23 protein-coding genes are annotated in these 26872 nt (G+C 72.1%); 14 read left to right on the top strand and 9 right to left on the bottom strand.

Annotated elements, in window-relative coordinates; genetic code table 11:
* Nucleotides 1-241 precede the first annotated feature (241 nt).
* The 8 genes from HHX37_RS23535 (at nt 242) to HHX37_RS23500 (ending at nt 10005) form a co-directional block, all read left to right on the top strand.
* Nucleotides 242-1261, top strand: a complete 1020-nt coding sequence (locus HHX37_RS23535; protein ID WP_182886760.1) for a DUF916 domain-containing protein — start codon at nt 242-244, stop codon at nt 1259-1261.
* 112 nt (nt 1262-1373) lie between these two features.
* Nucleotides 1374-1922, top strand: a complete 549-nt coding sequence (locus HHX37_RS23530; protein WP_138461773.1) for a hypothetical protein — start codon at nt 1374-1376, stop codon at nt 1920-1922.
* A 110-nt stretch (nt 1923-2032) separates the two neighbouring features.
* Complete coding sequence (locus HHX37_RS23525) at nt 2033-3424, top strand: class II fumarate hydratase (RefSeq protein WP_182886759.1); 1392 nt, start codon at nt 2033-2035, stop codon at nt 3422-3424.
* Between the two features lie 67 nt (nt 3425-3491).
* Nucleotides 3492-4265, top strand: coding sequence for a 3-hydroxybutyrate dehydrogenase (locus tag HHX37_RS23520; RefSeq protein WP_182886758.1), 774 nt, complete (start codon nt 3492-3494; stop codon nt 4263-4265).
* A complete protein-coding gene (locus HHX37_RS23515) occupies nt 4250-6211 on the top strand; it encodes a helix-turn-helix domain-containing protein (RefSeq protein ID WP_182886757.1) in 1962 nt (653 codons plus the stop codon). The genes HHX37_RS23520 and HHX37_RS23515 overlap by 16 nt, the downstream gene beginning before the upstream one ends.
* A 76-nt stretch (nt 6212-6287) precedes the next feature.
* A complete protein-coding gene (locus tag HHX37_RS23510; protein WP_182886756.1) occupies nt 6288-7625 on the top strand; it encodes an MFS transporter in 1338 nt (445 codons plus the stop codon).
* 14 nt (nt 7626-7639) lie between these two features.
* Nucleotides 7640-8992 carry a 3-hydroxybutyrate oligomer hydrolase family protein gene (locus HHX37_RS23505; RefSeq protein ID WP_259406668.1) on the top strand — a complete coding sequence of 451 codons (1353 nt, stop codon included), beginning with the start codon at nt 7640-7642 and terminating at the stop codon, nt 8990-8992.
* Nucleotides 8989-10005 (top strand): alpha/beta fold hydrolase, encoded by a 1017-nt coding sequence (locus tag HHX37_RS23500; protein ID WP_182886754.1) that lies wholly within the window; start codon nt 8989-8991, stop codon nt 10003-10005. The genes HHX37_RS23505 and HHX37_RS23500 overlap by 4 nt, the downstream gene beginning before the upstream one ends.
* Nucleotides 10006-10032: 27 nt before the next feature.
* On the opposite strand, the gene HHX37_RS23495 is transcribed toward HHX37_RS23500, so the two are convergent.
* Together HHX37_RS23495 and HHX37_RS23490 are read right to left on the bottom strand one after the other, a co-directional pair.
* On the bottom strand, nt 10033-12039 hold the full coding sequence (locus HHX37_RS23495) for a glycosyltransferase family 2 protein (RefSeq protein ID WP_182886753.1): 2007 nt from the start codon (nt 12037-12039) through the stop codon (nt 10033-10035).
* 254 nt (nt 12040-12293) lie between these two features.
* Entirely contained in the window at nt 12294-12983 is a 690-nt protein-coding gene (locus HHX37_RS23490) for a lytic transglycosylase domain-containing protein (protein WP_225311981.1), read from the bottom strand.
* 214 nt (nt 12984-13197) lie between these two features.
* On the opposite strand from HHX37_RS23490, the gene HHX37_RS23485 reads away from it, so the two are divergent.
* From HHX37_RS23485 to HHX37_RS23475, 3 genes are read left to right on the top strand one after another with little or no spacing between them, the layout of a single operon-like run.
* Nucleotides 13198-13872 (top strand): response regulator transcription factor, encoded by a 675-nt coding sequence (locus tag HHX37_RS23485; RefSeq protein ID WP_117409270.1) that lies wholly within the window; start codon nt 13198-13200, stop codon nt 13870-13872.
* A complete protein-coding gene (locus HHX37_RS23480; RefSeq protein ID WP_182883359.1) occupies nt 13869-15314 on the top strand; it encodes a sensor histidine kinase in 1446 nt (481 codons plus the stop codon). The genes HHX37_RS23485 and HHX37_RS23480 overlap by 4 nt, the downstream gene beginning before the upstream one ends.
* Nucleotides 15311-15916: a hypothetical protein gene (locus HHX37_RS23475; RefSeq protein ID WP_182883358.1), complete on the top strand. Its 606-nt coding sequence runs from the start codon at nt 15311-15313 to the stop codon at nt 15914-15916. Before HHX37_RS23480 ends, HHX37_RS23475 begins: the two co-directional genes overlap by 4 nt.
* Nucleotides 15917-15922: 6 nt before the next feature.
* On the opposite strand, the gene HHX37_RS23470 is transcribed toward HHX37_RS23475, so the two are convergent.
* The 4 genes from HHX37_RS23470 to HHX37_RS23455 form a co-directional block, all read right to left on the bottom strand.
* On the bottom strand, nt 15923-17233 hold the full coding sequence (locus HHX37_RS23470; protein ID WP_182877657.1) for a PhoH family protein: 1311 nt from the start codon (nt 17231-17233) through the stop codon (nt 15923-15925).
* Between the two features lie 246 nt (nt 17234-17479).
* On the bottom strand, nt 17480-18241 hold the full coding sequence (locus HHX37_RS23465) for an isoprenyl transferase (protein ID WP_117409274.1): 762 nt from the start codon (nt 18239-18241) through the stop codon (nt 17480-17482).
* Nucleotides 18242-18355: 114 nt separating this feature from the next.
* Nucleotides 18356-20224 (bottom strand): phosphoenolpyruvate carboxykinase (GTP), encoded by a 1869-nt coding sequence (locus tag HHX37_RS23460; RefSeq protein ID WP_182886752.1) that lies wholly within the window; start codon nt 20222-20224, stop codon nt 18356-18358.
* Between the two features lie 280 nt (nt 20225-20504).
* Nucleotides 20505-21023, bottom strand: coding sequence for a hypothetical protein (locus tag HHX37_RS23455; protein WP_117409275.1), 519 nt, complete (start codon nt 21021-21023; stop codon nt 20505-20507).
* Nucleotides 21024-21099: 76 nt separating this feature from the next.
* Here HHX37_RS23455 and HHX37_RS23450 point away from each other — a divergent pair, with 76 nt between their 5' ends.
* Nucleotides 21100-22611 (top strand): DHA2 family efflux MFS transporter permease subunit, encoded by a 1512-nt coding sequence (locus HHX37_RS23450; RefSeq protein WP_182886751.1) that lies wholly within the window; start codon nt 21100-21102, stop codon nt 22609-22611.
* Entirely contained in the window at nt 22589-23221 is a 633-nt protein-coding gene (locus tag HHX37_RS23445; protein WP_182883355.1) for a TetR family transcriptional regulator, read from the top strand. The genes HHX37_RS23450 and HHX37_RS23445 overlap by 23 nt, the downstream gene beginning before the upstream one ends.
* Here HHX37_RS23445 and HHX37_RS23440 read toward each other — a convergent pair.
* On the bottom strand, nt 23194-24189 hold the full coding sequence (locus HHX37_RS23440; protein WP_259406667.1) for an NADP-dependent oxidoreductase: 996 nt from the start codon (nt 24187-24189) through the stop codon (nt 23194-23196). The two genes, HHX37_RS23445 and HHX37_RS23440, sit on opposite strands and share 28 nt — an antisense overlap.
* 101 nt (nt 24190-24290) lie before the next feature.
* Here HHX37_RS23440 and HHX37_RS23435 point away from each other — a divergent pair, with 101 nt between their 5' ends.
* Complete coding sequence (locus HHX37_RS23435) at nt 24291-24887, top strand: TetR/AcrR family transcriptional regulator (RefSeq protein WP_182883354.1); 597 nt, start codon at nt 24291-24293, stop codon at nt 24885-24887.
* On the opposite strand, the gene HHX37_RS23430 is transcribed toward HHX37_RS23435, so the two are convergent.
* Together HHX37_RS23430 and greA are read right to left on the bottom strand one after the other, a co-directional pair.
* Entirely contained in the window at nt 24856-26205 is a 1350-nt protein-coding gene (locus HHX37_RS23430) for a C40 family peptidase (RefSeq protein WP_310740488.1), read from the bottom strand. The two genes, HHX37_RS23435 and HHX37_RS23430, sit on opposite strands and share 32 nt — an antisense overlap.
* A 126-nt stretch (nt 26206-26331) precedes the next feature.
* A complete protein-coding gene (gene greA / locus HHX37_RS23425) occupies nt 26332-26832 on the bottom strand; it encodes a transcription elongation factor GreA (protein ID WP_117409279.1) in 501 nt (166 codons plus the stop codon).
* Nucleotides 26833-26872: the final 40 nt, after the last annotated feature.

Genomic DNA, 26872 nt, shown 5'->3' with positions numbered 1-26872 from the left:
GACTCCGCCACCGAGATCGGCACCTCCAAGGTCAACGCCGACCTCGCCCTGCGCACCCCCGTCGACGTCGCCGCCGGCGAATACCACTCCACCCTCACCCTCTCCCTCTTCAACCAGTCCTGACCCATCCGGGAACATCCCGACCGGAGGCAGGAACGGACCGCCCCAGTGCAAACGTCCGGAACGTGTGCGAGTCTGACTCAACGTTCCGGACGTCCGCATTGAGACAGGAGACACCTCTGTGACCAAGAGCCGTTCGCGGGGCGCCATCGCCCTCCTGGCCGTGCTTCACGCTGTCGGCGCGACCGTCTTGGTCGCCCTGGTGGGATTCGCCACCCCGGCGAGCGCCGACACCACCTGGTCGGTCGTGCCGGCCGACGCCAAAGGCCCCGACGGCCGCAGCGTCATCGACATCGACCTCGCCGGCGGACAGCAGGTGACCGAGCACATCGCGGTCATCAACCGCTCCACCCAGCCGGTCGACTTCGCCATCGACGCCAACGACGGTTATCTGACCGCCAAGGGCTACTTCGACATGCGGCCGTCGGACGCCAAGCCGACCGACGGCGGTTCGTGGATCGAGATCCCCGACAAGGTGACCATCGAGGGCGGAGCCACCGCCGTCGTGCCCGTCAAGGTCTCGATTCCCCAGAACGCGACGCCGGGAGACCACCCCGCGGGGGTCACCGCGTCCATCGACACCATCTCCGGCCAGGTGCGGGTCCAGAACCGGGTGGGCGTCCGGCTGAACATCCGGGTGACCGGCAACTACGTGGCCAAGGTCGCCGTGACCGATCTGCGGGCCGACTACCACTGGTCGTGGAACCCCTTCGCCCCGGGTACGGTCGACGTGAGCTACACCCTCGCCAACGTCGGCAACGTCCGGCTGACACCGGACGCCCGGGTCCTGACGTCCACGCTCGTGGGCGAGAGCAGCTGGGACGACAAGTCCGAGGCCAAGGCCAGGGAGATCATGCCGGGCGGCAGCCGCACGTTCAGCGCACGGGTGACCGGCGCCTGGCCGATGGGATCGATCGACACGACGATCATGGCGATCCCCGCTCCCGCGGGTAAGCCGCTCCCGGGCATCACCGCCGAACGGGTGGCGAGCGGCACCTCGCTGTGGGCGCTGCCGTGGCCGCAGCTCGCCCTCCTCGTCTTCCTCCTCCTTGTCGTGCTCGCCGTCCGGATATCGGCTGTCCTGCGCCGCAGGCGCATCCAGAAGCTGCTCCTCCTCAACGGCACACCGCTCAAGGCGTGAGCGCCCGGCGCGTCCACGACCTCTCCCCGACCCCGACCCCAACCACGACCAGACCACGAACCGAAACGACTTCGAGACGACCCCTGAGACAACCTGAAGGGCAGCACCACTCGTGAACAAGACACTGCGCCACGCCGTGACCCTGCTGCTGGCCGGGCTCGTGCTGGTGCTCGGCGCATCGGCGGCCGCCGCCGACAACGGACCGATCAAGCTGGAGGTGATCGGTGACGGCGGCCACAACGTCAACGTGCTGGCCACCTGGAAGAAGAACGGCCAGCCCGTCGAGGAGGTCGTCGAGGCGACGCTGACCGCCACGTCGGCCGACGGCCGTTCCTTCGGGCCCGTGGAGCTCAGGTCCGCGTCCGAGGGCCAGAACGTCTACCAGCCCGCGGAGCCGCTGCCGAACGGCGAGTGGAGCGTCACCGTCACCGCCACCAAGCCTTCCAAGGCACGCGCGACGACGAAGGTGACGGCGAAGGACCTCGCGGCCTCGCCGATGGCCGCGGCCGAGGCGCTCACCCGCGACAGGGCGGCCGTGGCGGACAGCGGTGACTCGTCGGACTCCCTGCTCAAGATCGGGGTCATCGTCCTGGTGGCGGTCCTCGCCCTCGGCGCCTTCGCCGTGATCATGCGCCGCAGAGGGCTGTACGCCCGGCGCTGACCTCGGCTGAGACGGCCCTGTCGTCGAGCCCTCCCTGTGCCCGGCACCACGTTCGGAGGGCCGTGGTTCCGGGCAGGAAGGGCATCGACGAGCGGCCGAAGGACTGAGGCATGGACGAATTCCGCATCGAGCACGATTCCATGGGCGAGGTGCGGGTGCCCGCCCGTGCGAGGTGGCGGGCGCAGACGCAACGCGCGGTGGAGAACTTCCCCGTGTCGGGCCGGGGCCTGGAGCCCGCCCACATCGCGGCGCTGGCCCGGATCAAGGCCGCCTGCGCGAAGGTCAACGCCGAGTACGGCGTGATCGACGAGGACATGGCGCGGGCCGTCCGGGACGCGGCCGCGGAGGTCGCCGAGGGCCGCTGGGACGACCAGTTCCCCGTGGACGTCTTCCAGACCGGGTCTGGCACCTCCTCCAACATGAACATGAACGAGGTCGTCGCCACGCTCGCACAGGAGCGGCTGGGCCGTCCCGTCCACCCGAACGACCACGTCAACGCCGCCCAGTCGTCGAACGACGTCTTCCCGTCCTCCATCCACGTCGCGGCGGCGTACGCGGTGGTGCACGAGCTCACGCCGGCGCTGGAGCACCTGGCCACGGCGCTGGAGGAGAAGGCGGCGGAGTTCGCCGACGTGGTGAAGTCGGGCCGCACGCACCTCATGGACGCGACGCCGGTCACGCTCGGCCAGGAGTTCGGCGGCTACTCCACCCAGATCGAACTGGCCCTCGAACGGCTGCAGGCCGCGCTGCCGCGCCTGGCCGAGCTGCCGCTGGGCGGCACGGCGGTGGGCACCGGGGTGAACGTGCCCGGCCCCGGGTGGGCGCAGGCGGTGATCGGCGAGCTGAGCCGGGAGACCGGACTGCCGTTCACCGAGGCCAGGGACCACTTCGAGGCGCAGGGCGCGCGGGACGGCCTGGTCGAGCTGTCGGGCGTGCTCAAGGTGATCGCCGTCTCCCTCAACAAGATCGCCAATGACCTGAGGTGGATGGGGTCGGGCCCCCGGGCCGGGCTCGCCGAGATCAATCTCCCCGACCTCCAGCCGGGATCGTCGATCATGCCGGGGAAGGTCAACCCGGTGATCCCCGAGGCCGTCACGATGGTGGCCGCCCAGGTGGTGGGCAACGACGCGGCCGTCACGGTGGCCGGGGCCTCGGGCGCGTTCGAGCTGAACGTCATGCTGCCCGTGATGGCGCGCAACGTGCTGGAGTCGATCCGGCTGCTGGCGAACGTCTCCCGGCTGCTCGCCGACCGCTGCGTCAGCGGGATCACCGCCAACGTGGACCGCCTCCGCGAGTACGCCGAGTCGTCGCCGTCCATCGTCACCCCGCTCAACCGGTACGTCGGGTACGAGGAGGCCGCGAAGATCGCCAAGCAGGCGCTCAGAGAGCGCCGGACGATCCGGGAGGTCGTCATCGAGCGCGGCCACGTGGCGAGCGGCGCGCTGACCGAGCAGCAACTCGACGAGGCCCTCGACGTCCTCTCGATGACCCGGCCCACATAGGAGGCCGGAGATCTATGTCGCCGGCCGCCATGTGCCTCGCCCGATGTGGTTCCTATCGTGAGGCAGCATGAGCCTTGAAGGCCGTACGGCCCTGGTCACCGGCGCGGGGAGCGGCATCGGCCGGGCGTGTGCCCGCCGCCTGGCCGCCGAGGGCGCGCACGTCGTCGTCGCGGACGTCAACGCCGAGGCCGCGGGCAAGGTGGCCGCCGAGATCGGCGGGACGCCGGTGACCGTCGACCTCTCCGATCCGGAGTTCCTGGTGGCCTGGCGGGGTCAGCTGCCGCCGTCGCCGGACACCCGCCTGCGGGCCGACATCGTGGTGAACAACGCGGGGTTCCAGCATGTGGCCCCGATCGAGGAGTTCCCGCCCGAGATCTTCGGCGCGATCATGCGGGTGATGGTCGAGGCGCCGTTCCTGCTCGCCCGGGCCGTGCTGCCGGGCATGTACGAGCGCGGCTGGGGCCGGATCGTCAACATCTCCTCCGTCCACGGCCTGCGGGCCTCGCCGTACAAGGCGGCGTACGTGACGGCCAAGCACGCGCTGGAGGGCCTGTCGAAGGTGATCGCCCTCGAAGGGGCTGCCCACGGGGTGACCTCCAACTGCGTCAACCCCGCCTACGTGCGCACGCCGCTGGTGGAGAACCAGATCGCCGACCAGGCGCGTACGCACGGGATCGGCCCGGACGAGGTCGTGGAGCAGATCATGCTCGCCCCGGCGGCGATCAAGCGGCTGATCGAGCCGGACGAGGTCGCCGAGATGGTCGCCTACCTGTGCGGGCCGGCGGGGTCGTTCGTCACCGGCGCGTCCATCCCCATCGACGGCGGATGGAGCGCCCGCTGACCACTCCGGCCCCGGCGTCCGCGGAGGGCGCCCGCGCGTACCTCGACCTGCTCGCGCGGGAGGCGTCGGCGCTCGAGTTCGAGGGCCCGATCCTCCAGGCCAGGGCGGCCGGCGCCGACGCGGCCACGCTGGAGGAGCTGGAGCAGGCCAAGGTCGCCGCGCTGAAGGTGCGGGCGATGCTGCGCCGGCGGGCCCGGCGGGAGGCCGAGCTGTCGGCGCTGTTCGACACCGCGGGCGACCTGGCCGGGCTGCGCGACCTCGACGCCGTGCTGGAGGCGATCGTCCACCGGGCCAGGCAGCTGCTCGGAACCGACATCGCGTACATGACGCTGAACGACCCCGAGCGCGGCGACACCTACATGCGGGTGACCGACGGGTCCATCTCGGCCGACTTCCGGCGGCTGCGCCTCGCGATGGGCGCCGGGCTCGGCGGGCTGGTGGCCCAGACGGGCACGCCGTACAACACGGCCGACTACTTCGCCGACCCGCGCTTCCGGCACACGACGACCATCGACGGCGCGGTCCAGGAGGAGGGACTGGTCGCGATCCTCGGGGTGCCGCTGCGGCTGGGCCCCCAGGTGATCGGGGTGCTGTTCGCGGCCAACCGCAGCGCCCGGCCGTTCGCCCAGGAGGAGGTCGCGCTGCTGTGCTCGCTGGCGGCGCACGCGGCCGTCGCCATCGACACCGCCCGGCTGCTGCAGGAGACCCGCGCCGCGCTCGCCGAGCTGAGCGGGGCGAACGCGGTGATCAGCGCGCACAGTCAGGCGATCGAGCGGGCCGCCGACGCGCACGACCGGATGACCGGGCTGGTGCTGCGCGGCGGCGGCGTGGAGGACGTCGCCGCGGTGGTCACGGAGGTGCTGGGCGGACGCCTGACCGTGCTGGACGACGAGGGCCGCCCGCTGGTCGGCGAGGCCCGCGAGCTCGACGCGGGCGTCTTCGACGCCGCCCAGTCGTCGCGCGCGCTCGGCCGCACGGTCAAGCGCGGCGACGCGTACGTCGCCTCCGTGGACGTCGGGGCGGCGCCGCTGTGCACGCTGGTGCTGCGGACGGACCGGCCGGTGTCCGACACCGACCAGCGCATCCTGGAGCGCGCCGCGCTCGTCACCGCCCTGCTGCTGCTGTTCCGGCGCAGCGTGGCCGAGGCCGAGGGGCGGGTGCGCGGGGAGCTGCTCGACGACCTGGTCTCCCGGCCCGAGCTGCGCGGGCTGCGCGACCGGGCGCGGCGGCTCGGCGTCGACCTCGACGCGCCGCACGTGCTGGTCGTGGCCCGGCACGACGGGCAGCGGGAGCGGGCCGCCTTCTGGGCCTCGTCGCAGGCGACGCTCGCCCACGGCCTGGCCGCGGCGCGGGGCGACGAGGTGGTGCTGCTGCTGCCCGGCGACCGGCCGGGCGCGCTGGCCCGGCGCGTCGCGGCCGAGCTGACCGCCTCGCTCGGGCGGCCCGCGACGGCCGGGGCCGCCCCCGCCGCCGGCCCGGGTGCCGGTCAGGATGCGGGTCGGACCGGTCAGGCCGGTGAGCCCGGTGGCGGGCCGGTGACGTCGGTCGCCGCGGCCTACGCCGAGGCGCGGCGCTGCGCCGGCGCGCTCGTGGCGCTGGGCCGTACGGGCGACGGCGCGAGCGCCGAGGAGCTGGGCTTCGTGGGCCTCCTGGTCGGCGAGCGGCGCGAGGTGGCGGGTTTCCTCTCCGGGGTGCTCGGGCCGGTCCTCGACTACGACGCGCGGCGGGGCACCGCCCTGGTGACGACGCTGACCGCCTACTTCGGCACCGGCGGCTCGCTGTCGCGCACGGCCGAGGCGCTGCACATCCACGTCAACACGGTCACCCAGCGGCTCGACCGGGTGGGGCAGCTGCTGGGGGTGGACTGGCAGGAGCCCGACCACGCGCTGGAGATCCAGCTCGCCCTGCGGCTGCACCGGCTCAGGACCCACATGCCCGACGCGTGAGGTGTGTGGAACCGCCCCATAGGAGTGACCCCGGTCACTGCGTACCGTGGCGGAACCCCCCATCGGAGGAGTTCCCATGGCACACACCCCACCTGCCCGGATCGGCAAGGTCGTCGGGGCCAGCCTGATCGGCACGACGATCGAGTGGTACGACTTCTTCCTCTACGGCTCCGCCGCGGCCCTGGTCTTCAACAAACTGTTCTTCCCCACCTACGACGAGCGGGTCGGCACGCTTCTCGCGTTCCTCACCTACGCCGTCGGCTTCGTCGCCCGGCCCCTCGGCGGGCTCGTCTTCGGCCACTACGGCGACCGGCTCGGCCGCAAGCGGCTGCTCGTCATCAGCCTGCTGATGATGGGCGGCGCGACGTTCCTGATCGGCCTGCTGCCGACGTACGCCACCCTGGGCGTGGCCGCGCCCCTGCTGCTGACCCTCCTCCGCCTGGTGCAGGGCTTCGCCCTCGGCGGCGAGTGGGGCGGCGCGGTGCTGCTGGTCTCCGAGCACGGCGACCCCCGCAACCGGGGCTTCTGGGCGTCCTGGCCGCAGGCCGGCGCTCCCGGCGGCAACCTGATCGCCGTCGGCGTGCTGGCGCTGCTGGCCGCGGTGCAGCCGGACGACGCGTTCCTCGCCTGGGGCTGGCGGGTCGCGTTCCTGCTGTCCGGCGTGCTCGTGCTGATCGGCCTGTGGATCAGGATCACGGTCACCGAGTCGCCGGTGTTCCAGGAGGCGCTGGCCCGTCAGGAGCCCGCGCCCACCGCGCCCATCCTCGGGGTGCTGCGCCACCACTGGCGCGACGTGCTGGTGGCGATGGGCGCCCGGATGGCCGAGAACGTCTCCTACTACATCATCACCGCGTTCGTGCTGGTCTACGGCACCACCACGGCGGGCCTGCCCAAGGGCACCGTGCTCAACGCCGTGCTGATGGGCTCGGCGGTCCACTTCGTCACGATCCCCCTGTGGGGCGCGCTGTCCGACCGGCTCGGCCGCCGGCCGGTCTACCTGCTCGGCGCCGTCGGCGTGGGCCTGTGGGCCTTCGCGTTCTTCCCGCTGATCGACACCAGGAACTTCGCGTTGGTCACCGTGGCCGTGACGGTCGGCCTGGTGCTGCACGGCGCGATGTACGGCCCGCAGGCGGCCTTCTTCTCGGAGCTGTTCGCCACGCGGATGCGTTACTCGGGCGTGTCGATCGGCTACCAGCTCGCCTCGATCGCGGCCGGCGGCGTGGCCCCGCTGATCGCGGTGGCGCTGCTCGACGCGTACGGATCGAGCGTGCCGGTCTCGGTCTACGTGGTCGTGGCGGCGGTGCTCACCGTGGTCGCGGTGGTCGCCTCCAGGGAGACCCGCGACCGCGACCTGTCGGCGATCGAACCGGCCTCCGGCGCCGCCCGGGCCGCTGTCATCACGAAAGAGGCCTGATGCGAGGGAAAGACATGATTCGGCGCGGGCGTCTCGCCGGCCTGGCCGCGCTGACGGCGGCCCTGCCCCTCGTGGCCGCCGCCCTTCCCGCCCGGGCCACGCCGCCCGGGGCGTGCCCGGCGGTGACCGTGCCGGGCGCGGAGAAGCAGGTGACCGCCTGCCTGGCCGACCTCACCACGAAGGGCACCCTGGCCTCCGGGCACACCGACCAGGCGGACTGGTCGGGGCTCAACTCGGCCGGGGCCGTCAACCCCTCCGGCGTCCCCGGCACGCAGATCGACGGCTACTTTCCCGACACCTCGCAGGGGAACACCAACCACGGCTGGAACCACGACGCGCAGTTCGTGATCCGGCTGCCCGAGCGGTGGAACGGCGGCCTGGTGGTCGCCGGGTCGCCCGGCAACCGGGAGACCTACGCCAACGACTTCACGATCTCCGACTGGGCGCTGGCGAAGGGCTACGCGTACGCCGCGACCGACAAGGGCAACACCGGCCCGGCGTTCTACCGCGACGGCGTACGGCCCGGGGACGCGGTGGCCGAGTGGAACCGCAGGGTCAGCGAACTGGCCGTCGCCGCGAAGGCCGTCGTCCGGCAGCGGTACGGCAGGCCGGCCCGCACGACGATCGCGGCCGGCCAGTCGAACGGCGGCTACCTGGTCCGCTGGCAGATCGAGAACCGCCCCGACCTGTTCGACGGCGGCGTCGACTGGGAGGGCACACTCTTCACCCCCGAAGGCCCCAACCTGCTGACGTTCCTGCCGTCCGCGCTGCGCGCGTACGCGAAGGGCGACACCGCCGGGATCGCGGCGGCGGGCTTCGCCCCCGAGTCCGACTTCCTGTGGCCGTTCCACTACCAGTACTACTGGGACTTCACCCAGCGCGTCTTCCGCGAGGAGTTCGACCCCGCCTACGACGGCGGCACCGAGGCGGGCACGCCGTTCTGCGCCTCCGGCACGCCCGGCTGCGACACCGACTACGACTACGCCTCCCGGCCCGCGGCCGTGAAGCAGGCGATGGCGCGGGTGAGCCTCACCGGGAAGATCAAGAAGCCGCTGGTCATCGTGCACGGCACCCTGGACGCGCTGCTGCCGATCCGCGTAGATTCCGACGTCTACGCCAAGATGATCGGCGACCGGCACCGCGACCGGCTGCTCCGCTACTACCGGGTCGAGGACGGCACCCACGTCGACAGCCTCTACCCCGCCTTCCCCGACCGGCTGCGGCCTCTGCTGCCCTGCTTCCGCAGCGCGTTCACCGCGCTGGAGGCGTGGATCGGCAGGGGCACGACACCGCCTCCGAGCGCCACCCTGCCCCGCCCGGCCACGGGCGATCTCGAGAACACCTGCACACTGGGAGCAACACCATGACCCTGCCCGTCACGGCCGAGCGGATCCGCACGGACCGTCTCACCCTGAACGTCCTGTCCGTGCCCGGGACGTCGGGCGAGCCGGTGCTGTTCGTGCACGGCAACGTCTCCTGCAGCGCGTTCTGGCGGTCCACGATGACCTCGCTCGGCGAGGGGTTCCGGCCGTACGCGGTGGACCTGCGGGGGTTCGGCGGCTCCGATCCCGAGCCGGTGGACGCGAGCCGGGGCGTGCGCGACTACTCCGACGACGTGCTCGCGCTGCTCGACCGGCTCGGGCCCGTGCACCTCGTCGGGTGGAGCCTCGGCGGCGGGGTGGTCATGCAGGTCCTGCGCGACCGGCCGGCCGCGGTCCGCAGCCTGACGCTGGTCAACCCCGTCTCGCCGTACGGCTTCGGCGGCACGACGGGCGTGGACGGCACGCTCAACTCGCCCGACGGCGTGGGCTCGGGCGGCGGCGGGGCCAACCCCGAGTTCGTGCGGCTGCTGCGGGAGGGCGACCGCTCGGACGGCTCCCCGCTCTCGCCCCGGTCGGTGCTGCGCGCCACGTACGTCGCGCCCGGCACCGACCTCGGCGAGGAGGAGGACGCGTTCGTCGAGTCGATGCTGTCCACCCGGGTGGGCGACGACCACTACCCCGGCGACTCCCTGCCCTCCGACGTCTGGCCGAACCTCGCGCCCGGCAAGCGCGGCGTGCTCAACTCGATCGCGCCGACGAACTTCCGGATCGACGACCTGCACGAGATCGACCCCAAGCCGCCGATCCTGTGGATCAGGGGCGACCAGGACGTGATCGTGTCGGACACCTCGCTGTTCGACCTCGCGCATCTCGGCGCGATCGGGGCCGTGCCCGGCTGGGACGGCACGCCCGCCCAGCCGATGGTCGCCCAGACGCGGGCCGTCCTGGAGCGCTACGGCGCCTACCGCGAAGTGGTCGTCGAGGGCGCGGGCCACGGCCCGCACCTCGACCGGCCCGCCGAGTTCCGCGCGGCGCTGCTCGCCCACCTGCGGGGCTGATCCCCATTTGGTCCCCGGCCGGTCCGTTCAGCGGCGGTCGCGCAGCACCCGTACGGCGAGGCGGCGCAGCGGCGAGGGCGCCCGCGGCGGGGTTCCGGCGGGCAGGACGGACGCCTGCCCGCCGCGGCGGATCGTCAGCCCGAACAGCAGGTCGACGTCCCTCTGCCCGATCCGCAGGGCGGGCCGCCAGAGGCCGGGGCCGAGGCAGTCGTCGCCGCCGAGCCGGCTCACCGGCACTCGCGCGACGAGCTGCCCGGCCACCCGGCCGGGAATCCCCGGCTCGACCAGCGCGGGCACGACCATGCTGCGCCCGCGCCCGTCCTGCTCGCGCAGCACCAGCTCGGCCGGCGGGCCGCCGCTCGGCGGCACGTACGGCACGGGCACGACGACGAAGACGTGCCCCTCCTGCCGGGCCACGGTGGCCCGGGACGAGACCAGCGCGATCGACTCGGGGAACGACCTCGGCTCCACGCACACGCCCAGCTCGCCACGTTCCGACCAGCACGGCACGACCAGCCGCCCGGGCTCCCCGGCGAGGGCGCCCGCGCAGCTCATCGGATGCGTGGGGCGGACGATCCGGGCCCGGCCCCCCGGCAGGCCCCGCAGCCGCACGTGGATCTCCCACAGCCCGGCGGGCAACGACCGGCCGAGAGCCGCCGAGCCGACGTCGAGGCGCGCCTGGCCGTTCACCCAGACCCGCGCCTGCCCCTCACCGACCGTACGCCCCCGGCCGCCCGCCGCCGTGCCCGCGCCCACCGTCGCTTGGCCCACCGTCGCCTGGCCGACCGAGCAGTCGACCGGCAGGGCGTATGTCACCCCGGTCTCCGCGTGCCGTACGCAGACCTCCACCCGCGCCCGGCGCACCGCCTCGGTCACGTCGGCCTCCTCGTCGCCGAGCAGCCCGTCGAGCAGTCCCTCCAGGGCCGCCGGCGGCGTCCACAGCAGCCGGTCGCCGCGCTGGCGCAGCCAGAGCGGGCTCCCGCCCGGCCGCAGCACCTCGACGCTCAGGTCGAGCAGGAGCGCGCCCCGGTCCCAGCGGAGCCCGCGCAGTTCCGCGCTGATCCCGGTGCCCCGCGACGCCTCGGCGAGGGCGAGCAGCGCGTCGAGCCGGTCCTGCCGCAGCAGCGCCGTACGGGCGCGCAGGTGCGCGGGCAGGTGGACGTCGAGCTCCGGGGGAAACCGGTCGAGCGTGAACCGGCGCAGGAAGGAGAACAGGACCATCCGCTCGTCGGGCTCCGCGGCGAGGAAGCGCGGCCCCGCGAGACGGCGCAGCCCGAGCGCCCGGTACCAGTGGGCGTGGATCCGCCGGCGCTGGGATCCCGGCTCGGTGCAGGCGTCCACCACGTCGAAGACCGCGTTCAGCCCGTCGAAGAGCGCCTCGGCGTCGAGCCGCTCCTCCCCCGCCGTGCCCGGCGCGGCCGGGCCGAGATGGCAGCAGATCTCGTCGGACAGCACCGCGACCACCTTCGCGGCGAGGTACGCCCGGGTCACGAAGGCCTGCTCCGACAGCGGCCGGTCGGCGAAGCGGAGCTGACACGTCTCCAGGAACTCCCGGCTGAACAGCTTGTGCGCGGTGGGCAGCGCGAGGAGGTGGTCGCGCAGCACGTCCGCCCGGTCGTGGTCGTGGGCGAACGCGGCCGGGGGCGGTCCGCCGTCGGCCAGCCTGCCGATCAGGACGTCGGCGTCGGTCTCCACCGCCCGGTCGTACATCCGCTCCAGCGCGTGCGGCTCCAGCCTGTCGTACTGGCCGAGCAGGTAGACGTACTCGCCGCGGGCCACGGACAGGCCGACGTTGCGCCCGCGCGCGGGCGAGCCGGTGTGGTCGAGGTGCAGGACCCGCACGTTTCCGCGCTGCCCGGCGATGGCGTCGAGCCGCCTGCGGGTCCCGTCCGTCGACCCGTCGTCGGCGAAGACGACCTCGTACTCGTCCGGCGGCAGCGACTGCTCCAGCACCGAACGCACGGCGGCACCGAAGTCGTCGTTCGAGAGCCCGGGGTTGGACACGGGCATAACCACGCTGACCTTCACACCCATGAGGCCAAGGGTGCAGCGCGGGCCCCGCCGGACGCGCGGGCTTGCCGAAGGATCGACCAACCCTGACCAGAGTTTCGCGGAGCCGTCCGGCGGATCAGGAGTGTCTGATAAATGCTGCCCGTCGCGAGCGTGGATCCAGGTGGATGCATCGCAAGGCGGAGGAGGAGCCGATAACAGCGTTATCGGCGACGACGACAACGCAGCGAGGCGCCGCCTGGGCCACGCGCAGCAGGGCTTGATTTATCAGACACGACCTAGTACCAGCCGGTGGACTGGGAGTGGGCCCAGGCGCCGCAGGGCGTCTTGTAGCGGCCGGCGATGTAGCCGAGCCCCCACTTGATCTGGGTGGCGGGGTTGGTCTGCCAGTCGGCGCCCGCGCTCGCCATCTTGCTGCCGGGGAGCGACTGGGGGATGCCGTACGCGCCGCTGTAGCGGTTCATGGCCCGCTCGTTCCAGTGGCTCTCCCTGTCCCACAGCTTCTCCAGGCAGCCCCACTCGCCGCCCCAGCCGCGCGCCTCGGCCATCTGCTTGCCGAGGGCCTTGTTGCTGCCGGGGTCGGGGGTCGATCCGGGCGGGAAGTTCGCGGGCGGCAGGCCGGCACCGCCGGGGGCCTTCTCCACGATGTCGACGGGGTCGAGGACCTTAGAACGGTCGCGGGCCTTCTCCAGCCGGTCCTTGCGCAGGGCCTGGACCGCGTTCTCCTTCAGCGTGTCGGCCTCGGGGTCGGGCTTGGCGGGGTCGAGGGCCAGGAAGTCGCCCGGCTCCAGGGGCTTGGCGGGCGCGTTGGCGTGGTCGACGGCCGTACGGACCGTGTAGAACGTCCCCCCGGCGAGCACGGCCACCGAGACGCCGAGGATCGCGATCCGCTTTGGTGTCAGCCAGCCGGGGCCGGAACGGCCGTTTCCGCCCCGTCGGGACCGGGAGGCGCGGGGGCGATCCTTCAACTGCTGACCAGAGCTCACGGCCAATGAGCTTGCCCTGTCCCGGGGGGTGGTCCGCAACCGAATCGTGGTACCTGTTTGGTGACGTCTTGACCCCACCACCGATCACATGCGCTTTCCCCGCCGGTGTGATTTTGGTCACACCTCGTCTCGTGACAACCCGGCATCGATATTGGGACGAATAGGGGAATCATTGTGTACGTCGCATAATGACCAGGTGGCAGGCATTCTCCTGGTCGAAGACGACCCTTCGGTCCGCACCGGGCTCGAACTCGCGCTCACCCGGCAGGGCCACGCGGTGACCGCGTACGCCACGGGCGAGGAGGCGCTCGACCACATACGCACCCGGCGTCCCGAGATCGCGATCCTCGACGTCATGCTGCCGGGCATCGACGGCGTGGAGGTGTGCCGCCGCATCCGCAGGCTCGACCCCCTGCCGATCATCCTGCTCACCGCCCGGGGCGACGACCTCGACGTGGTGGTCGGGCTGGAGGCCGGCGCGGACGACTACGTGGTCAAGCCGGTCGAGCCCCGCGTGCTGGACGCCCGCATCCGGGCCATCCTGCGCCGGCTGGAGTCTGCCTCGCCCGACCGGCTCGTCTTCGGCGACCTGGTGATCGACCGCGGCGCGCTGAAGGTGAGCCTGGCCGGCCGGGAGATCCACCTCACCCCGACCGAACTGCGCCTGCTGCTCGAACTGGTCCGCCGTCCCGGCCAGGTCCTCACCCGCCGCTATCTCCTGCGCGCCGTCTGGGACCACACGCACGTGGCCGACTCCCGGCTGGTCGACGCCTGCGTGCAGCGCATCCGCGCCAAGGTCGAACCGGTGCCCGCCGACCCCGTCTACATCCACACCGTGCGCGGCTTCGGATACCGCTTCAGTCCGCCATGACCTGGCTGCCCTCGGGGCTGCGGGGGCGGCTGGTGATCACCTTCCTGCTGGTGGCGATCACCGCCTCCGCCGTCGTCACCGGCCTCGGATACCAGATCGTCCGCCGCGGCCTGCTGGACCGCGCCGAGCGGGGCGCGGTCGCCGACGTGCGCGAGACGCTGTCCAGGACCACCCTGCCGATCGGAGTGAGCGACGTGGTCTGGCCGAGCGACGCCACCGTCACCGAGGACGACCTCGGCCAGGTCGTGCACGCGCTGGAGGCGCCGGAACGCACCGTGATCGTGACGTACGGCCGGCTCCTGCGGACCAGCCCCGGCTTCGAGTTCACCATCGCCGACGTGCCCCGCCGGCTGCGCGAGCAGGCGGCCGGGCGGCTGGTCCACCAGCGGGTGCTCCTCAGGCGCCGGCCGTGGCTGATCGTGGCCACGCAGATCCAGCGGGAGACCGGCCAGGGGGTGGTGCGGCCGACCGGCCTGACGGCGTACGTGTTCGTCCCCCTGTCGGAGGAGGACGCCGTCCTCTCCCGCCTGCGGACGGCCCTCGCGCAGGCCGGGGGGATCACCCTCGTCCTGGCGTTGACCCTGGCCCTGCTGTCGGCCCGGCGCGTGCTGCTGCCGGTGCGCCGGCTCGGCGCCGCCGCCCGCGCGCTCGGCTCGGGCGACCTGCACGTCCGGCTGCCCGTACGCGGCAGGGACGAACTGGCGGAGCTGACCGCGACGTTCAACGAGACGGCGGCGGCGCTGGAGGAGACGGTCGGCGAGCTGCGGACGCTGGAGTCGATGTCGCGCCGGTTCGTCGCCGACGTCTCCCACGAGCTGCGCACCCCGCTGACGGCGATGACGGCGGTCACCGACATGCTCTCGGAGGACGCCGAGAACCTGCCGGACGACGCCGGGGAGGCCGTCCGGATCGTCGTCCGCGAGATCGGCCGGCTCCGGGTGCTGGTCGAGCACCTCATCGAGATCAGCAGGCTGGACGCGGGCGCCGCCAGGCTCCACCGGGAGACCGTCGACGTGGGCGACGCCCTGGCGGACTGCCTGGAGGTGCGGGGCTGGGCCGACAAGGTGAAGCTCACCGTGCCCGTCGGCCTCACCTTCTCGCTGGACATCCGGAGGTTCGACGTGATCGTGGCCAACCTCGTCGGCAACGCGCTCAACCACGGCGCGCCGCCGGTCGTGGTCACCGCCCGGGTGCGCGTCCGCCCCGACGCGTCGAGGGGCCTGGAGGTGACCGTGCGCGACCACGGGAAGGGCATCCCGGAGCACGCCCTCCCGCACGTCTTCGAGCGCTTCTACAAGGCGGGCGCCGACCGGGCGCGGAGCGTGGGCAGCGGCCTCGGCCTGGCCATCGCCAGGGCCAACGCCGAGTTGCACGACGGCTCGGTCACGGCGGAGCGCCGCGAGCCCGGCATCCTCTTCCGGCTGTGGATCCCCACGCCATGACCGGTATCGGACACGGCCGGGGACGGCGGGCCGGGACGGCGGGCCTGCGTGCAACCCTGCGCACGACCCTGATCGCCACCCTGCTCACGGCCCTGCTGGCGGCCTCCGCGGCCTGCGGGGTCGGGCCGAGCGAGGTGGTCGACGCCGGCCCGGCGCCGGCCATCAGCGGCACCCCGACCCTCGTCACGATCTACCTGCTGCGGGACGGCAAGCTGCGGCCCGCCCGCGTCGCGGCGCGGTCCGCGCACGTCAACGACGTCCTCGACGCGTTGTTCAAGGCGAGCGGACGGCCCGCGAACCGCCTGTCCACCGCGCTGACCGGGCTTTCACCGGCCCAGACGCAGCTCGTGAGGTACTCGCCGTACGAGGGCAGCCGCAACGACCCGGACAGCACGCTGAGCCTGCGCGTGCGCCTGTTCGTCAGCGGATGGAAGATCTCCAGGGCGGCCATGGCCCAGATCACCTGTACGGCCCGGCTGAGCCCGGAGGTCTGGGCCGTGGAGATCGCCCACGTGGCTCCCGGCAGGAACGGGCGGCTGAAGGCCCACACCTGCCGGGAGTACTGGGACCTGGCCCCCGAGGACGGCCAGCTCCCACCCTGACGGGGGTCAGAGCGTGATGTTCTCCAGCATCTCGGTCACCAGGGCCGCGATCGGCGACCGCTCGGACCGGGTCAGCGTGATGTGGGCGAACAGCGGGTGGCCCTTCAGCTTCTCCACCACCGCGAGCACGCCGTCGTGCCGGCCCACCCGCAGGTTGTCGCGCTGGGCGATGTCGTGGGTGAGCACGACCCGGGAGTTGGCCCCGATGCGGGACAGCACGGTCAGCAGCACGCCGCGCTCCAGCGACTGCGCCTCGTCCACGATCACGAACGCGTCGTGGAGGGAACGGCCGCGGATGTGGGTCAGCGGCAGGACCTCCAGCATGCCCCGGTCGATGACCTCCTCGATGACCTCCGGAGTCGTCACCGCGCCCAGCGTGTCGTAGACCGCCTGGGCCCAGGGGCCCATCTTGTCGTTCTCCGTGCCGGGCAGGTAGCCGAGCTCCTGGCCGCCCACGGCGTACAGGGGACGGAACACGATGATCTTGCGGTGCTGGCGGCGCTCCAGCACCGCCTCCAGGCCCGCGCACAGTGCGAGCGCCGACTTGCCGGTGCCCGCGCGGCCGCCCATCGAGACGATGCCGACGTCGGGGTCCATCAGCAGGTCGAGCGCGATCCGCTGCTCGGCGGACCGGCCGTGCAGCCCGAAGACCTCCCGGTCGCCCCGGACCAGCCGTACCGACTTGTCCGGCATGACGCGGCCGAGCGCCGAACCGCGGCTCGACAGCAGCCGCAGACCGGTGTGGCACGGCAGGTCGCGCGCCTCGTCGATGTCGGCGGTGCCCGCGTCGAAGAGCGTGTCCATCTCCTCGGTGGTGACCTGGAGTTCCGCCATGCCGGTCCAGCCCGACTCGACCACCATGCCCGCGCGGTACTCCTCCGCGCAGAGGCCGATGGACGCGGCCTTGACCCGCATCGGCAGGTCCTTCGACACCAGCACCACGTCCGCGCCCTCGGCCGCGAGGTTCTGGGCGACGGTCAGGATGCGGGTGTCGTTGTCACCCAGGCGGAACCCCGCCGGGAGGCAGGATGGATCACTATGGTTCAACTCGACCCGGATGGTCCCGTCGCCGATCGGCATGGGCTCATCCAGCCGTCCGTGCCGCACTCTGAGGTCATCGAGGAAGCGGAGCGCCTCCCGGGCGAAGTAGCCGAGCTCCGGGTGGTGACGCTTGGCCTCCAGTTCCGTGATGACGACGATCGGGACGACGACCTCGTGCTCGGCGAAGCGGCTCAGCGCCGCCGGGTCGGCGAGCAGGACGGAGGTGTCCAGAACGTAGGTGCGGGATGTGGACGGGTTGCTCGAGGACACTGCCACGCGTTCTCCCCCGGGCGCCTGAGGCCGGCGCCCTGCCTTGACTGGTGGTGACCGGACCGGGCCCGTGACCTGCGAAGGCAGACCGGGTCTCCGGCCCTCCCCGCATGGTGGTCGCGCAAGGACGGGCCCTCTCCCGAGGTGGTGACCGCCGATCCTCTCGACGGCCGCTCAGCTACCACGGTACGTAACGAAAGTCCCCAGCCCAATAGGTTTAGGCAGGTTAAAAGGCGCTGGTCACGTACCGTCTCAGGAGCCGTACCGACGGTGTCGCGCGGCGTACGAGCGGAGCGCCCGCAGGAAGTCGACTCTGCGGAAGTCAGGCCAGTAGGCCTCGCAGAAGTAGAACTCGGAGTGGGCGCTCTGCCAGAGCAGGAATCCGGAGAGTCGCTGCTCTCCCGAGGTCCGGATGACGAGGTCGGGGTCGGGCAGGCCGCGCGTGTAGAGATGCTCCGCGATGTGCTCCACGTCGAGGACCTCGACGAGGTCCTCGATGCTCGCGCCCTTGCTGGCGTGCTCCTGGAGGAGGGAGCGCACCGCATCAGCGATCTCACGCCTTCCTCCATACCCAACGGCAACGTTCACAATCAGGCCGGGGCGATGCGATGTGGTTTCTTTCGCGTGTTTGAGGACACGAGCCGTGTGATCGGGCAGAAGGTCCAGTGATCCCATCGGGTTGACGTGCCAGCCCTGGTCCACGAGATCCTGCACGAGGTTCTCGATGACCTGGAGCAACGGCCCCAGCTCGGCCTTGTCCCTGGAGAGGTTGTCGGTGGACAGCAGCCACAGCGTGACGTAGCCGACCCCGGCCTCCCGGCACCACCCGAGCAGCTCGGAGATCTTGTCGGCGCCCTTCTGGTGGCCCCGGCTGACGTCCCGCAGGCCCATGGCCCGCGCCCACCTGCGGTTGCCGTCGACGATGACGCCGACGTGCCGGGGAATCCGAGCGGAGGACAGCTTCCCTTCGAGCCTGCGCTCGTACAGCTTGTACACGAGATCGCGCATGCTCATGCGACCCTCTTCCTCACGACCGGTGGGGGGTTCGGTCACCAATTATCGCGGGCGGCGCGGCGTGCCCCGCCCGCTCTCCTCCGGCTTCCCCGGCGCGCGGGCCGTACGCGGGAGTCAGCCGAGCCGCTCGACCAGGGCGTGGTACTCGTCCCACAGCTCCTTCGGCATGTGGTCGCCGAACGTCTCGAAGTGGGGCGGGATCAGCGCGGCCTCCTCACGCCACACCTCGGGGTCGACGCCGAGCAGCAGCTCCATGTCCCCGGGCGCGATGCCGAGGCCCTCGGTGTCGATCGCGTCCGGCACGTTGCCGATCGGCGTGGGCACGGCGCCGGCCACGCCGTTCAGCCGCTCGACGATCCACTTGAGCACCCGGCTGTTCTCGCCGAAGCCGGGCCACAGGAAGCGGCCGTCCGCGTCCTTGCGGAACCAGTTCACGTAGTAGATCCTGGGCAGCTTCTCCGGGTCGGCCGGCTCGCCGACGCCGATCCAGTGCGCGAAGTAGTCGCCCATGTTGTAGCCGCAGAACGGCAGCATCGCGAACGGGTCGCGGCGCAGCTCGCCGACCCTGCCCTCGGCCGCCGCGGTCTTCTCCGACGCCACGTTGGCGCCCATGAAGACCCCGTGGCGCCAGCTCAGCGACTCGGTCACCAGCGGCACGGCGGTCGCCCTGCGCCCGCCGAACAGGATGGCCGAGATCGGCACGCCGGCCGGGTCCTGCCACTCGGGGGCGATCGTCGGGCACTGCTCGGCCGGGGTGGTGAACCGGGCGTTCGGGTGGGCGGCGGGCTCGCCCGACCCGGGCGTCCAGTCGCGGCCCTTCCAGTCGGTGAGGTGCGCGGGCGGCTCGTCGGTGAGGCCCTCCCACCAGACGTCGCCGTCGTCGGTCAGCGCGACGTTGGTGAAGACGCTGTTGCCCCACAGCGTCTCGATCGCGTTGGCGTTCGTCGTCTGTCCGGTCCCGGGCGCGACGCCGAAGAAGCCGGCCTCCGGGTTGATCGCGTACAGCCGGCCGTCGGCGCCGAAGCGCATCCAAGCGATGTCGTCGCCGATCGTCTCGACCTTCCAGCCCGGGATCGTGGGCTGGAGCATGGCGAGGTTGGTCTTGCCGCAGGCCGACGGGAAGGCGGCCGCGATGTACCGCGCCTCGCCCTCCGGCGGCGTGAGCTTGAGGATCAGCATGTGCTCGGCCAGCCAGCCCTCGTCGCGAGCCATCACGCTGGCGATCCGCAGCGCGTAGCACTTCTTGCCCAGCAGCGCGTTGCCGCCGTAGCCCGAGCCGTACGACCAGATCTCGCGGGTCTCCGGGAAGTGGCTGATGTACTTGGTCCGGCTGCACGGCCACGGCACGTCGGCCTGACCGGGCTCCAGCGGCGCCCCCACCGAATGCACCGCCCTGACGAAGTCGCTGTGCTCATGGTCGCGCTTGCCGCGGCCCTCGTTGGCTCGTACCTCGCTCTCTCGGGCCTTTCGCGCCGCTCCGCGCTCCTCGATGAGGCGCAGCGCCTCCTCGCCCATCCTCGTCATGATCCGCATCGACACCACGACGTACGGCGAGTCGGTGATCTCGACGCCGAGCTGGGAGAGGTCGCCGCCCAGGGGGCCCATGCAGAACGGCACGACGTACATCGTCCGGCCCCGCATGCAGCCCCGGAACAGCGTGGCGAACGTCTCGCGCATCTCGTCCGGCGCGATCCAGTTGTTGGTCGGGCCCGCGTCCTCCTCGCGCTCGGAGCAGATGAACGTGCGGTCCTCCACCCGGGCGACGTCGCCCGGGTCCGAGGCCGCGTAGAAGCTGTTGGGACGCTTGGCGAGCCGCCGGAAGGTGCCCTGCTCGACCAGAAGGTTGGTCAGGCGCGTCCACTCGGCCTCCGAGCCGTCGCACCATTCGACGCGGTCCGGCTGGGTCAGCTCCGCGATCCGGCTCACCCAGGCCGCCAGATCGCTGTGAGTGGTGGGCGTCGGCACATCTACTGAAATGGACACGGGGGCGGCTCCTTAATCTCTCAGGGCCAGAGCGTCATTCGCGGCGAACGGCCGCCGAAGCCGATCGGAGTAGACCATCGCGTTTCCACTCCCGTGCAATTCGGTGCCATTCTCCATCACGGCCCCCGACGGTATCCGCCCAGGCAGGGGCCGTGATGTTGTGCGACCTTACCCACTCGGGCCCTGTCGAAAAAACGTCTTTCCCCTCCTTACCCGCCTCACCGGCGTTACACATTGGTATAGACCGATCGCAATGGTTTAGACCTCTGCGCAAATTGGTTCAGTCCAATCCGCCGGGACCCTCCGCCCTGACCCGGTCGACGTGCTGGAGGGCATCGCGCAGGTCAGCGAGCCAGTTGTCGGTGTGCTTCCCGACCAGCCGGACGCACCAGGCCAGCGCGTCGCTGCGGCTGCGCGCCACACCCGCGGCGACCAGGGTGTCCAGCACCTGCCGCTCCGGCTGGCGCAGGCGGGTCATGACCGGCACGGAAAGAGTGGTGAACATCACTGTCTCGTCACCGGCGACGACCCCCCAGGACACCTTGCGCCGGAAGCGGTGCTCGGCCTCCCGGGCGATCTCGATCCTGCGCTCGCGGGTCTCCTCGCGGAACCGTTCGACGTATCCCTCGACGGCCGCGGCCCGTTCGAGGTCGGGCAGCCCCTCGGCCACCGACAGCGGCGGCAGGGTCCCGAGCACGGTGATCTCCTCACGGTCCACCACGACCTCCGGCCGTCCGGCGAACCACGTCTCCGGCAGACGGCCGGCGAACCACGCCTTCAGTTGTTCTTCTGCATCCATGTAATCAAGATTACAACTCTGCTCAGTCTATGGTCTGGATTGACAGGTACTAGTTTTTGACAGTTACTATCAATTCATGGCCTCTCTCACTTCTCGCTGGTGGGCGCTCGGCGCCCTCGTGCTGAGCGTCCTGGTCATAGGGATGGACGCGACGGTGCTCAACGTGGCACTGCCGACGCTGGCGGCCGACCTCGGCGCCACGACCGGCGACCTGCAGTGGATCGTGGACGCGTACCTGGTTCCGTTCGCCGCGCTGATGCTTCCTGCGGGCGCGCTCGGCGACCGCTTCGGCCGCAGGCGGCTGCTACTGGCCGGGCTCGCGGCCTTCGGGATCGCGTCGGTGTTCGCGACGTACGCGAACGGCACCGGCGCGCTGATCGCGGCCCGCGCGCTCATGGGCGCGGGCGGCGCGCTGATCATGCCGCTGTCGACCTCGATCCTGCCGGTGGTCTTCGGCCCGCGTGAGCGGGGCCGCGCGATCGCCGTCTTCACCGCCGCCCTGGCCCTCGGCCTGCCCCTCGGTCCCATCGTGGGCGGCTACCTGCTCGACCGCTTCTGGTGGGGCTCGATCTTCCTCGTCAACATCCCGGTGGTCGTCGTGGCGGCGGTCGCGGCGGCCGTGTTCATCCCCGAGTCCCGTGACCCCGCCGCGCCCCGGACCGACGTTCCCGGCGCGCTGCTGTCGGTGACGGGCCTGGCGGCACTGGTGTACGGCGTCATCGAGGCGCCGGCCCGCGGGTGGGGCGACGCCCGCGTCCTCGCCGGCCTGGCGGCCGGGGTGGTGCTGCTGGCGGCGCTCGTCCGGGTCGAGGCCCGCGTCCGGCGGCCGATGCTGGACGTCGGACTGTTCCACAGCCGGGTCTTCGTGTGGGGCGCGGCCGGCGCCACGTTCGTGAGCCTCGGCATGTCGGGCGTGCTGTTCGTCGTCCCCCAGCACCTGCAGGCCGTGCTCGGCCACGACGCCTTCGGCACCGGCGTACGGGTGATCCCCATGGTGGCGGGGCTCATGCTCGGCGGCCTGGCCGGTGAGCGGCTCACCGCCCCCCTCGGCCTGCGCGTGGTGATGCCGGCGGGCCTGGTCGTGCTCGCCGCCGGCTTCGTCCTGGGCGCGACGACCTCGGTGTCCTCCGGGTACGGGTTCGTCGCGGCCTGGCTGGCCGTCCTCGGCGCGGGGGTGGGCCTGGCCATGGTCCCCGCCATGGACGGCGTGCTCGCCCTGCTGCCGCAGGAGCGCTCGGGCTCGGGCTCGGCGACCCTGCAGACCGTCCGGCAAGTGGGGGGCGCGCTGGGCGTGGCCGGCCTGGGCAGCGTGCTCTCCGCGGCGTACGCCTCCGGGCTGCCCACCGGGGCCCCGCGGGCGGCGGACGACTCGATCACCACCGCCGTGGCCCTGGCCGTCCGTACGGGCGACGCGGCGCTGCTGCGGGCCGCCCGCGAGGCGTTCGTCGACGGCATGGACCTGGTCCTGCTGCTGTGCGGGGGCGCGTCCGCGGCCGCCGCCGTCCTGGTGGCCGTCTTCCTGCCGGGGAACACGGCCAGGAGCGGAAAGACGGCAGAATCGGGGCATGAGCTCACCACAGCGCGCTGACCGGAACTCCGCCGCCTCCACCAGCGCTGTCACGAGCCTGCGCGAGCGCAAGAAGGCCAAGACCCGCCGGACCATCCAGGAGGAGGCCCTGCGGCTGTTCGCCGAACAGGGCTACGAGGCCACGACGGTCGAGCAGATCGCGGAGGCCGCGGAGGTCTCCCCCAGTACGTTCTTCCGGTACTTCCCCACCAAGGAAGACGTGGTCATCCAGGACGACTACGATCCGATGCTGCTGGAGGCCATCAGGGCCCAGCCGCCGGACCTGCCCCCGCTGACCGCCCTGCGCGCCGCGTTCCGCACCGCCTTCGAGTCGATCGGCCCGGAGGAGCTGGACCAGATGCTCGCCCGGATCAAGCTCACCACCTCCGTGCCCGCCCTGCGGGCGCGGACCGTGGAGGGACTGTTCGCCACGATCGAGCTGCTCGCGGCGGCCATGGCGGAACGCTCCGGCCGCGATCCACGCGGCCCCGCCGTACGGACGCTCGCGGGGGCGGTCCTGGGAGTCATCCTCACGGCCCTGTTCGGCTGGGTGGAGCAGGACGGCAGGACGCCGCTGCTCGTCCTGATCGACGAGGCGCTCGGCTACCTGGAGGCCGGCCTGCCGGTCTGATCGGGCGCCACCCGCATGACGATCTTCCCCTGGATGTGCCCGCGCTCCGCCCGTTCGTGCGCCTTCGCGGCCTCGGCGAGCGGGAAGACCGAGTCGACGCCCACGCGCAGCCGGCCCTCTTCCAGCAGTCGTGCCAGCTCGGCCAGCTGCCCGCCGTCCGAGTGGACCTGGCCGCGCCGGAAGGAGATGCCCAGGTCGGCCGCCCGCTCCTGGTGGTACTCGGCGTAGAAGATCGGGCTGATCACGCCCCCGCGCCGCAGCACCGGCAGGAACCGGTGGGCGTCCGGCCCGCCCACGGTGTCGATGAGGACGTCCACGTCCCGCACCTCGTCCTCCACCCGCGTGGTGGTGTAGTCGAGGAACTCGTCCACCCCCAGCTCGCGCAGGAACGTCTCGTGCCGTCCCGAGGCGACCCCGATCACGTACGCGCCCTTGATCTTGGCGAGCTGGACCGCGAAGTGGCCGACCCCGCCGGCGGCGCCGTTCACCAGCACCCTGCGGCCCTCGTCGAGCTTGATGTGATCGACGATGAACTGGTAGGCGGTGAGCCCCGCCATCGGCACGCCGGCCGCCTCTACGTGGCTGAGCGAGGCCGGCTTGCGCGCCAGGTGCGACGCGGGCGAGGTCGTGTACTCGGCATAGCCCTTCCCCCCGTTCTCCAGGGAGGGGAAGCGCACGAGGCCGAACACCTCGTCGCCCTCCCGCCACTCGGTGACGCCGTGGCCAACGGCGGCGACCGTCCCGGAGACGTCCGAGCCCGGCGTGTACGGCAGAGGGAGCGTGGGCCGGATGTCCTCGGGGATGCCGGCGAAGCCCCGGCGGGCGTACCAGTCGGGCGGGTTCACACCGGCCGCGTGGACGCGGACGAGCACGTCTCCGGGCCCCGGCTCGGGGCGGGGAAGCTCCTCCACCGTCAGAACGCCGGGTTCGCCGATCCGGTGCATGCGGACGGCCTTCATCGCGGGCATCGATCCTCCTGGAGGGACGATTCGGAGCGGTGCTCCAGATAATAAGCGGAGCACCGCTCCGTATGTCAACGCCCCAGATGCCGGGGTGCGAGGATCGACGCATGACGGACCGGCAGCAGCGCGCGGACGCGCGGCGCAACCACGGGCGCATCCTGGAGGTCGCCCGGATCGTCGTGGAGGAGCAGGGGACGCAGGCGTCGCTGCGCGACATCGCGCGCCGTGCCGAGGTCGGCATGGGCACCCTCTACCGGCACTTCCCCACCAGGGAGGCCCTCCTGGAGGCGTTGCTGCGGCAGCGGTTCGACCACCTCGCGGCCAGGGCGGGAGAACTGGCCGGCGGCGGCGACCCGCACGCGGCGCTGCTGGAGTGGCTGCGGGAGTTCGTCGACGGAGCGGCCGCCTACCGCGGCCTGTCCGCCTCGATGATGACCACGATCGGCGACGAGAGCTCTCCCCTGCACGCATCGTGCGCGGCGATGCGGGAGGCCGCGGGACGGCTGCTGCGGCGTGCCCAGGACGACGGCCGCATCCGGCCGGACGTGACGAGGATCGACCTGTTCGCCCTGGTGAACGCCGTCGGCTGGATCGCCGAGCAGGCGCCGTCCCTCGCCGCCCGGCGAGACCACCTGTTCTCGCTCGTGATGGACGGCCTGGCGGCCGACGGGGTCAGCGGACCCGGGCGGAGACCTGAGGGCTGACCCGGACGACTCCGGCGAGGTTCTTGGTGTAGACGTCCGCGATCTTCACGACGTCGCCGGTGTGCGGGGCGTGCAGCATCTTCCCGTTGCCCCAGTAGATGGCGACGTGCGAGATGTAGCCGGGGTTGGTCGGATCGTTGCGCCAGAACAGCAGGTCGCCCGGCTGTGCCTGCGACAGCGGCACCTGCGGCCCGGTGACCCACTGCTGGTACGTCACCCGCGGCATCCGCACGCCCGCCTGCGCGTACGCCCACTGCACGAGCCCGGAGCAGTCGAAGCTGTCCGGCCCCTCGGCGCCCCAGACGTACGGCCGGCCGAGCTTGCCGACGGCCGCCTCCAGCGCCACCTTGAGCTGGTCGGCGGACATGAACGCGGTCGACGGCCACACGGTGCGCCCCTTGGGCGTGACCACCACCGGGTTGATCGTGGCGACCTGGCTGCCCTTGGGCAGGATCTTCAGCAGGCTCCGGCGGAGCTTGGCCGAGTCGACCTTCGGCGCGCTCACGACGAGGGCGTTGCCGTCCGGGACGCCGAGCGCCGCCGCCGTGTTCTTCGAGACGATCGCGGCGATCGAGCCCATGCCGACCGTGGCGTACGCGCCGATGCGCAGGCGCCTGCCGCCGCCCTCGACGACGGACCCGAGCTTGACCCCGCCGTCGTGGCCGAGTTCGAACGAGACCGCCATGTCCCCGGCCGCGATGTTGCGCCACAGCCCGTCGGTGGCGGCCGTCACCTTCGGCGTGTACGCGCGGAACGTGGACGGGTCGACGCCCATCGTCTGCACGCGCTTGCCGTCCACGGTCACGTCGGCGGCGCCGGTCACCTCGGCGTCCGCGACGCCCTTGACCCGGCGCACCTTCTCGACCAGTTCGGCGGGCAGCGGCTGGTCGGCCACCACGAACAGGTGCGGGCGGATCAGGCGCCCCAGCGGCGCCACCTGCGCCGACGGGCTCTCCGGCGGGCCCGCCGCCGGGTTCTGAGCCGTTCCGGGGGCCGTCCCGGCGCGGTCCTGCCGCGCCGCCGCCACGTAGCCGTGGGCCGTACGCCGCTGGGAGACCCCCGCGGTCGCATCGGGGTTCGCGGTGCCGGACGTGAGTTCGCCGAGCGCGAGGACGTCGGCCGCCAGCACGCACACGAGCAGCACGGCGATGAAGGGGACCGTCCTGCGCAGCCCGGCGGCCCGCCGGGTGAGGCTGTGCCGTCCGAGGTCGCGCCGGGGAAGCCGCGGCCGGTACGCCAGGTCCTGACGCGCCTCGAAGACCGCTACGGCGAGCTTCCTGCGGACACGGGTGGATAAGCGCGCTCGGCGTTCGAGCACGATCTCACCCCTTCCGCAGCGAATGCTTCGTTCCACGACGAGATTGCCGTACGGCCGGGAATAGCGCAATCGATTGCAGAATTCCCGGCCGGGGCGAAAAGGGACAAGGCCCCTGGGTCGCGGCCCCTAGTTGCCGACGTACGGCACGGCCTCGAGGATCTCGACGGTGTTCTGCCTGCCGTTGGGCATCGTGTAGGTCGCCTGCTCGCCGACCTTCTTGCCGTTGATGGCGGACCCGAGGGGAGAGTTCGGCGAGTAGACGTCGATCGGAGCGCCGCTCTCCTCGCGGGAGGCCAGCAGGAAGGTGACCTCCTCGTCGTCGCCGTCGAAGCGGACCGTCACGGTCATGCCGGGTCCGACGATGCCTTCGGCGCGGGGAGCCTCACCGACCCTGGCGCTGTCCAGGATCTGCCGGAGGTGGAAGATGCGGGCCTCCATCTTGCCCTGCTCGTCCTTGGCGGCGTGGTAGCCACCGTTCTCCCTGAGGTCACCCTCTTCCCGGGCGGCTTCGATCTTCTTGGCGATGTCCGTGCGACCCGGGCCCGAAAGGTACTCGTACTCCTCCTTGAGGCGGTCGTACGCCTCTTGCGTCAGCCAGGTGACGTTGTCGTTCTGGGAGACGGCCACGGGCTCTCCTTGTTTCCGTAAGTGACTCGAAAGGCTAACG

The organism is Microbispora sp. H10885 (genome assembly GCF_014161415.1).
Taxonomy (GTDB): domain Bacteria; phylum Actinomycetota; class Actinomycetes; order Streptosporangiales; family Streptosporangiaceae; genus Microbispora; species Microbispora triticiradicis.
This window is presented reverse-complemented; position numbering and strand designations above follow the sequence as displayed.

Coding starts and splice junctions, on each gene's coding strand:
- HHX37_RS23495 (WP_182886753.1), bottom strand. CDS start 12,039: ATGGGTGTGAAGGTCAGCGTGGTTATGCCCGTGTCCAACCCCGGGCTC.
- HHX37_RS23435 (WP_182883354.1), top strand. CDS start 24,291: ATGACGGACCGGCAGCAGCGCGCGGACGCGCGGCGCAACCACGGGCGC.
- HHX37_RS23510 (WP_182886756.1), top strand. CDS start 6,288: ATGGCACACACCCCACCTGCCCGGATCGGCAAGGTCGTCGGGGCCAGC.
- HHX37_RS23440 (WP_259406667.1), bottom strand. CDS start 24,189: ATGCCCGCGATGAAGGCCGTCCGCATGCACCGGATCGGCGAACCCGGC.
- HHX37_RS23455 (WP_117409275.1), bottom strand. CDS start 21,023: ATGGATGCAGAAGAACAACTGAAGGCGTGGTTCGCCGGCCGTCTGCCG.
- HHX37_RS23465 (WP_117409274.1), bottom strand. CDS start 18,241: ATGAGCATGCGCGATCTCGTGTACAAGCTGTACGAGCGCAGGCTCGAA.
- HHX37_RS23515 (WP_182886757.1), top strand. CDS start 4,250: ATGGAGCGCCCGCTGACCACTCCGGCCCCGGCGTCCGCGGAGGGCGCC.
- HHX37_RS23445 (WP_182883355.1), top strand. CDS start 22,589: ATGAGCTCACCACAGCGCGCTGACCGGAACTCCGCCGCCTCCACCAGC.
- HHX37_RS23525 (WP_182886759.1), top strand. CDS start 2,033: ATGGACGAATTCCGCATCGAGCACGATTCCATGGGCGAGGTGCGGGTG.
- HHX37_RS23480 (WP_182883359.1), top strand. CDS start 13,869: ATGACCTGGCTGCCCTCGGGGCTGCGGGGGCGGCTGGTGATCACCTTC.
- HHX37_RS23520 (WP_182886758.1), top strand. CDS start 3,492: ATGAGCCTTGAAGGCCGTACGGCCCTGGTCACCGGCGCGGGGAGCGGC.
- HHX37_RS23500 (WP_182886754.1), top strand. CDS start 8,989: ATGACCCTGCCCGTCACGGCCGAGCGGATCCGCACGGACCGTCTCACC.
- HHX37_RS23475 (WP_182883358.1), top strand. CDS start 15,311: ATGACCGGTATCGGACACGGCCGGGGACGGCGGGCCGGGACGGCGGGC.
- HHX37_RS23505 (WP_259406668.1), top strand. CDS start 7,640: ATGATTCGGCGCGGGCGTCTCGCCGGCCTGGCCGCGCTGACGGCGGCC.
- HHX37_RS23450 (WP_182886751.1), top strand. CDS start 21,100: ATGGCCTCTCTCACTTCTCGCTGGTGGGCGCTCGGCGCCCTCGTGCTG.